The sequence below is a fragment of the Clostridium sp. HV4-5-A1G genome (assembly GCF_900184915.1).
Taxonomy (GTDB): domain Bacteria; phylum Bacillota; class Clostridia; order Clostridiales; family Clostridiaceae; genus Clostridium_B; species Clostridium_B aromativorans.
On the sequence record NZ_FXYI02000022.1, the window covers coordinates 22,246 to 29,178 of the forward strand.

7 protein-coding genes are annotated in these 6,933 nt (G+C 32.3%); 3 read left to right on the forward strand and 4 right to left on the reverse strand.

The window, feature by feature from the left end; translation table 11 throughout:
* Nucleotides 1-81: 81 nt before the first annotated feature.
* Nucleotides 82-1,932: an LTA synthase family protein gene (locus tag J5G60_RS04295; protein ID WP_150356610.1), complete on the reverse strand. Its 1,851-nt coding sequence runs from the start codon at nucleotides 1,930-1,932 to the stop codon at nucleotides 82-84.
* A 181-nt stretch (nucleotides 1,933-2,113) separates the two neighbouring features.
* Here J5G60_RS04295 and J5G60_RS04300 point away from each other — a divergent pair, with 181 nt between their 5' ends.
* Nucleotides 2,114-2,719, forward strand: a complete 606-nt coding sequence (locus tag J5G60_RS04300) for a hypothetical protein (protein WP_150356611.1) — start codon at nucleotides 2,114-2,116, stop codon at nucleotides 2,717-2,719.
* A gap of 3 nt (nucleotides 2,720-2,722) precedes the next feature.
* Complete coding sequence (gene rlmD / locus J5G60_RS04305; protein WP_150356612.1) at nucleotides 2,723-4,084, forward strand: 23S rRNA (uracil(1939)-C(5))-methyltransferase RlmD; 1,362 nt, start codon at nucleotides 2,723-2,725, stop codon at nucleotides 4,082-4,084.
* A 97-nt stretch (nucleotides 4,085-4,181) separates the two neighbouring features.
* Here the strand turns inward: rlmD and J5G60_RS04310 are convergent, their stop codons facing one another.
* Entirely contained in the window at nucleotides 4,182-5,378 is a 1,197-nt protein-coding gene (locus J5G60_RS04310) for an MFS transporter (RefSeq protein WP_442870510.1), read from the reverse strand.
* A gap of 21 nt (nucleotides 5,379-5,399) precedes the next feature.
* Nucleotides 5,400-5,606, reverse strand: a complete 207-nt coding sequence (locus J5G60_RS04315; protein ID WP_150356614.1) for a hypothetical protein — start codon at nucleotides 5,604-5,606, stop codon at nucleotides 5,400-5,402.
* A gap of 123 nt (nucleotides 5,607-5,729) precedes the next feature.
* On the opposite strand from J5G60_RS04315, the gene J5G60_RS04320 reads away from it, so the two are divergent.
* Complete coding sequence (locus tag J5G60_RS04320; RefSeq protein WP_150356615.1) at nucleotides 5,730-6,365, forward strand: 5-methyltetrahydrofolate--homocysteine methyltransferase; 636 nt, start codon at nucleotides 5,730-5,732, stop codon at nucleotides 6,363-6,365.
* Nucleotides 6,366-6,380: 15 nt separating this feature from the next.
* Here the strand turns inward: J5G60_RS04320 and J5G60_RS04325 are convergent, their stop codons facing one another.
* Nucleotides 6,381-6,701: a hypothetical protein gene (locus J5G60_RS04325; RefSeq protein WP_150356616.1), complete on the reverse strand. Its 321-nt coding sequence runs from the start codon at nucleotides 6,699-6,701 to the stop codon at nucleotides 6,381-6,383.
* Between the last annotated feature and the right edge of the window lie 232 nt (nucleotides 6,702-6,933).

The following is a 6,933-nucleotide window of genomic DNA, read 5'->3' on the forward strand; positions in this document are numbered from 1 at the left end:
ACAATGTTAAATTTACTACATTATTATTATAATATCACTTGTTTATAAAAATGTAAACATTTCATGTATATATCCGTAGTTTTATTTATCCAATTTGTCAATGACGTTATGTTTTAATATGTAATCAGAATATTCAAGCTGATTCAACACATCCTCTTTGTCTTTCCTCAGGCTGCTATTCTCAGGCACTTCCTTTCCGGTCTTTACATCATAGTATACATCATCCTGGGAAGAAGAATAATAATTTTTATCTATAAAGGAACCATTTCTAAATATAACCTTCTGATTTTTAGGGTTAAAAAGATCTTTTCCAAACATATTTTTCCCGGGCAGATCAAATAAGTTACACACCGTAGGATATATATCCATTTCACCTCCATATACGTGATTCACACCTTTCACCGATTCGTTGGGAAAATGTATTAGAAGAGGTACCTTCTGAAGCCCTTCCCAATCCATTTCGGAAGTTGAATTTACATTCAGGAATTTGAACAGCTGCTGCTCTTTATCTTTGGGTATTGCATAGTGATCACCGTAGAGCATTACAACTGAATTTTCAAGCGTGCCATTTTCATCCAGAGCATTTAAAAACACTCCCAGTTGTTCATCTGTATAATGTATGGCTTTTAAATAATTTCCAAGAAGAGTACCTTTTAAATTTCCCACATCAAAATCACCATATTTATCCACATCATCATAGGGAAAGTGACTGGTCAGTGTTATTAAAAAAGCATAATAAGGTGATTTCATATTGTTCAATTTTATCAGAGACTGGTTCAAAAAAGATCTGTCACTGAGTCCCAAACCTATGGATTCATCTTTCTTATAACTTTTTTCACCATAGAAATTATCAAAGCCAAATTTTTTGTACATTATCTGTCTGTTCCAAAAATTTTCTCTAAAGCCGTGAAATGCTGCTGTACTGTAACCGTTATTTTTAAAATTTTCGGGCATGGCACTGAATTTATTTCCGGAATACAGAAAATACACTGCCCCAGCCGCTGCCGGATATATCGAATTGTTGGTCATAAACTCCGCATCGGAAGTTCCCCCTGCCGCTACCTGATAATAAAAATTATCAAAATACACTGACCTATTCACCCATCTGTTCAAATTCGGAGTTATTTCCTGTCCATTTACAGAAGCATTTATTACAAATTCCTGAAGGGCCTCTACCTGTATCATTATAAGATTTTTTTCCTTTGAATATCCTTTCAGATTTTTATTATCTGATTTATTATTATCCATAAAAGTATTTATGGCATTTATTTTTTCTCTGGAAACAGGTGTCATTTTGGTTATATTGGCTGAAAGTGAATTATAGATGTCTAAACAGTGATAATTCAATACACCTAGTTTTCTACTTATATAAACCTTATTATACATTGCGCTCAAAAGTCTGGGCTGCTCTTTTGAAAGTCCATAAAAACTTATAAAATCCATACCAATACCAAATAAGAGAAGCACGACAGCTATTGATATCCTATAATTCAGCGGAAATTTGTTTTTTCTCTTTCTAACATATCTGTTCACAAAGGGAATTATAAATATAACATCAGTGAAATATAAAAAGTCCTTTATATTCATCAAATTTGACACACTGGATTTTACAGCTCCAAGCTGAAATCCACTTATAAGCACGGGAAGAGATATTATGTCCTTAAAATATCTGAAATATATGATATCACTTACTATAAATGAACTTATTACAATATTGAATATATAGAGCATCCTGGAACGTACCTTTGCTTTCAGAAGCAAAGATATGGAGATTATAATTATTACCGGGGCAATGACCGGAATGAAAAGAGATATAATTTTTATATACCCTGTTTCTAAATGCCTTCCATACATCAATATCTTAAAAGTTACACATACTATAAAAAATACTACATCCAAAAAATCTAGAAAAAACGAATTCACTCTATTCATATTAAATATCCTCAATCATCAATTTATTACAATACTAAAATTATAGAACTAATGAATAAAATTGTAAAATAATATGTGAACAATAATAAAAGATTTTTTATACCTATTTACATAGATGTCATAGTGTAGCATAATATATTTGTTATAGAAAGGTTAAAAAGAAGAAGGAGGTATATGTTTAATGGGAGAAAATGATGAAAATAAAGATAAACTTTCAGTAGATGAAGAAGCAAAAAAGCAGTTTTTAGAAGAACTTAAAAATAAAAATATGGAAGAGAAAAGAAGATTTGAAGAAATTAAAAGGAAGAAAGAACAGGAAAAGGAGGAACAGCTCAAAAGGAAGGAAGAAGAGAAACAAAAAAAACTTTTGGAAGAACAGGAAGCTGAAAAAAAGTTGGATGAATCCAGCCTGCAATCAGAGAAGCCCCAGGAAGAGGACACTAAAATTGACAATTTTAAAGCAGATAGTGCTGAAATCGAACCTGTGTCAAAGAAAAAAACTTCTGACCGAAGTACAGATCTCAAAGTCAAAAACAACCTGGTACCCTGCAATCTGAAACTTTCCATTATAGATACAGCTGTATCGGCTGTAGTTTCTTTAGCCTGTCTTTATTTATTTGATCTTATTTTAAGAACCCTGTTTGGACATTATATAGCAGATATGAAAGGCATGTACATAATATTATTTCTAATAGTATCTATCTTATATCCTGTTATAATGAGAAGCTGTAAATCCAGGAAAACATTAGGTGAAAAATTTGCCAAAGTACCAAAAGGAGTAGATTAAAAATTGAAAAAGGGCAGCCAACATGAATTTTTTATAGAAAAGTTAAAATTTCCAGCAGTTGGAATCGCACAAAAGGATGGAATAAAGGTATTTATAAAAAACTCTGTGCCAGGTCAAAAAATAAAAGGTCAGATTACAAAAAAAAGAAATGGATATGCAGAAGCCAAAATCGTGGAAATAATTGAAAATGTAAACTATGCAATAGAGCCCTTATGTCCCCACTTTAACCTCTGCGGCGGATGCAATTTTCAGTTTATTCCCTATAATATACAGGTTGAATTAAAAAAGCAGCAGGTTTTAGACCTGTTTGAAGAATCTTCTATCAAAGGTTTTAAATTCTTGGGTATAGAAAAAAGCCCTGAGGAATTTCATTACAGAAATAAAATGGAATTTACTTTTGGAGATGAGCAAAAAGGAGGATCTCTCACATTGGGAATGCATATGAGGGGAAAATCCTTCGGCATTGTGAATGTAGATAAATGCAAAATAGTAGATGAGGACTTTACTGTAATTTTAAATGAAATCGTCACCTATTTCAGGAAAAAGGAACTGCCTTATTACAGAATACGGAGCCACAGGGGATATTTAAGAAATGTGGTAATTAGAAGAGGTAAAAATACAGGGGAAATCCTCGTAAACATCGTTACTACTTCACAAATTGATTTTGATTTCAATGAAATAACTGAAATATTGAGAAATTTAAATTATAATGGCAAATTGGTGGGTGTACTTCACACTATAAATGACAATTTATCGGATGTGGTAAAAATAGATTCAATGAAAATACTATGTGGAAACGATTATATAATAGAAGAAATTTTAGGATTGAAATTTAAAATTTATCCGGAATCATTTTTTCAGACCAATTCTAAGGGCACCGAAAAGCTGTATAGTATAATTAAGGATTTTTTAAAGGATACTTCCTCAAAAACGGTTTTTGACCTGTACTGCGGCACGGGAACTATAGCCCAAATATTATCTCCCCATGTAAAAAAAGTACTAGGAATAGAGCTTGTAGAAGAGGCAATAAAATCTGCGAAAGAAAACATAAAATTGAATGGAATAGAGAATTGTACATTCATAGCAGGAGATGTATTACATATAATGAAAACTTTAGAGGATAAGCCCGACATAATAATACTTGATCCCCCAAGGCCGGGAATCAATCCCAAAGCAATTAAACAGATTATAGATTTCAATGCTCCTGAAATAATTTACGTGTCCTGTAATCCCAAAACTCTTGTAAATGACTTAAACATATTTATCCAATCCGGATATATACTGGACAAGGTAAAACTCATGGATATGTTTCCCCACACCGCCCATGTGGAGACTGTAGTTTCACTGCAGAGAACACATACATAGAAATTCTGCATCTTCCACTGAATTTTTTCTTTCGGGGATATATAATTTAGATGTGTAAATTTGAGTTTGTCAACAGGTCCAAAACTTCACACTCTCATTATATTTGGCTCACCTTGCTAAATTTCTTGTAAAATAGAAACATTAATACTGCAGCAGTCAGAGCTATTGCCGAACTTAAATAAAAAGGGGCACTATTGTTGACGTTATCATATAAAACACCAGCTATAAGACTTGCAGGAAGTAAGGTTATACCTACCAATGAATTATATATTCCCAATCCTGTACCCCTCTTATTTTTATCGATAAGGTCTGAGACCAGTGCCTTTTGTACTCCATCTGTTGCTGCACTGTAAAGTCCATATAATACAAATAACAAAATCACTGATATTTTATTATCTGTTCTTCCAAAGCCAAAGTATATTGCAGAATAAAGTACATATCCAAAGATAATAAGTTTTCCCCTGCCAAATTTATCAGAGAGAATCCCCATTGGAACAGCGAATATTACTGACACCGAGTTGAATATCAAGTATACAATTGGTATGAATAAGGCTTTTATACCAATGTCATTGGCCTTTACCAGCAGCAAGGCATCAGTTGAATTACCTAAGGTAAATACAAAAACAATACCTAAAAACATGTAATATTTATATGAAAAGTCCCTAAGGGTAATTTTTTTAGGAAGATCATCTTTACTTTTCTTAGCTTCTTTTACAAAAAAAATTATGGTAACTAATCCAAGTATCCCGGGCAGAGCTGAAAATATAAATACCTTTCGATAATTATTAGGAAATACTGATAAAATTGCAAAAGCAATAAAAGGCCCTACTATTGCGCCGCTATTATCCATGGCCTTGTGGAACCCAAAATTTTTTCCTCTTTCACTATCACTTGATGAAGCAGCTACAAGGCTGTCTCTTGGAGCAGTCCTTATACCCTTTCCAACCCTTTCACTGAATCTTATAGCTAATACCTGCAAAGGTGAAGTTACTATTGAAAATAATGGGGATAAAATAGCTGTAAATCCATATCCAATGATCATAAAAGGTTTGTTTTTGCCAATTTTATCACTCCACCAGCCCGATACAGCTTTAAGAACCGAAGCCGTACTTTCTGCAATTCCTTCAATAAGAGATACCTCTGTTTTTGACGCACCTATGGACATTAAAAATAACGGCATAATAGAATATATCATTTTCGTAGTTGTATCCGTTAAAAAGCTGGTCATACCGGTAAAAAAGATGTTGCGCTCAATTCCCAGTACCTTTTTATCTTTTTCATTATTAATATACACACTCATCCTACCCTTAAAATTTTATTTTTGATTTGCATCAATTTTATATTCTTTTCTCTGAGGCCAGTATATCTTAAATTCAAGCTTTTCAATATCTCTTTTTTGTTTATAACTCATCCTTAAACTTGCATCTTCAGGAATACTTATGTCTCTGTCAAGGTCTTTTAAAATAAGTTTGATATTATTATTTTCTTTTAGATTTGATACATTTGAACAAATGTCATCCAACAGCTGCTTGTATTTGCCAAATTCATCTGCTTGTTCAACATTACATATTGAAAATATACTATTTAATATGATATGATCATATATATGCATGTAGATGCATTAATAAGCGGAGGAAGAACTAGCATGGAAGTAACATTGAATTTTGATTTTAAATTAAATAGATCCCAGGTATTTCAAACGCTGAAATCCTATGGTGAAATATTAGAAGAAGAGGAAATAAAAGGCTTATACAACCTACTCCTTCCCACAGTATATGAAACAGCGGAACCTGTAGGTGTATTCAGCATAGAAAAAAATGACAATAGTTCTCTTTATAAAATTATTGAGAATTACAGCCATATAATATATTGTATAATAAGTTTAGGAGACAACTGCAGCAAAAAAATAAATGAATTTTTTTCTTACGGGAACATGAAAAAGGGAATGGTAATGGATGCAATGTTCACTTCCTATCTCTTTGAAACAAGTTCCCAGCTTTTCAATCATATTTACAGCAAATCAAAGGAATTAAATTTGGGACTTAGCTGCAGAATATCACCCGGTGATGGAGAATTACCACTTAAATATCAAAAAAACATACTTGAAAAATTGGATGCAGAAAAATTTTTAAACTTAACTGTTACGGAAGGCTTTATGCTTTCCTCCAGCTATTCCATGGCATATATATACGGAGCCGATGAAAATTTACCTCTGAGTAAAAAAGATCATGATTGTTCCCGATGTCCTAACAGAGATCTTTGTACTATGAAAAATTTATGATTTCAGACAAATAAGTTATTTTGACTTATTTCTTTTCCTGTTTCTGGTTTTCTTATATACAAAATCCGAAGTAATTGCCAAAAGTAAAAATGCAGACAACAATATCTCCATTTTAGTGCCCGCTTGAGGATAAAAATATGTAATAAGTTCAATTATCAATACCACTGTTCCCATTATAATAAGAAAATTTATTTTAAAATTAACGTATTTTTTGTCCACACCTTCTGCGTCCAGCATAAATTTCTTACGTACCGACTTGCTGTATTTCATCCCCAGTCCCTGAATAATACCCATAAATCCTAAAAAAGTTAGCAGACCTGTCATCGTGGAATCCATAAAATATACCCCCATCTATTAATATTTATCGTATAAAAATACTTATTAAATTATATCACCTCAATATATAAATTTCAAAATTTAATAACACCCTGTAGAATTACGGCAAAAGGTATAAGCACAAATACACTGGCCCATTTAGCATTTGATGTATAAGCTTTTATAATTGCCGCAATTGTAAAAATAACAGGTGCCCAAACTTCTACTATATGGGAAAATGGAGCAAGTAATG

Bases quoted from the DNA above. Each gene is read 5' to 3' on its own strand.
- J5G60_RS04295 (WP_150356610.1), bottom strand. From the start codon at position 1,932: ATGAATAGAGTGAATTCGTTTTTTCTAGATTTTTTGGATGTAGTATTT.
- J5G60_RS04300 (WP_150356611.1), top strand. From the start codon at position 2,114: ATGGGAGAAAATGATGAAAATAAAGATAAACTTTCAGTAGATGAAGAA.
- J5G60_RS04320 (WP_150356615.1), top strand. From the start codon at position 5,730: ATGGAAGTAACATTGAATTTTGATTTTAAATTAAATAGATCCCAGGTA.
- J5G60_RS04325 (WP_150356616.1), bottom strand. From the start codon at position 6,701: ATGGATTCCACGATGACAGGTCTGCTAACTTTTTTAGGATTTATGGGT.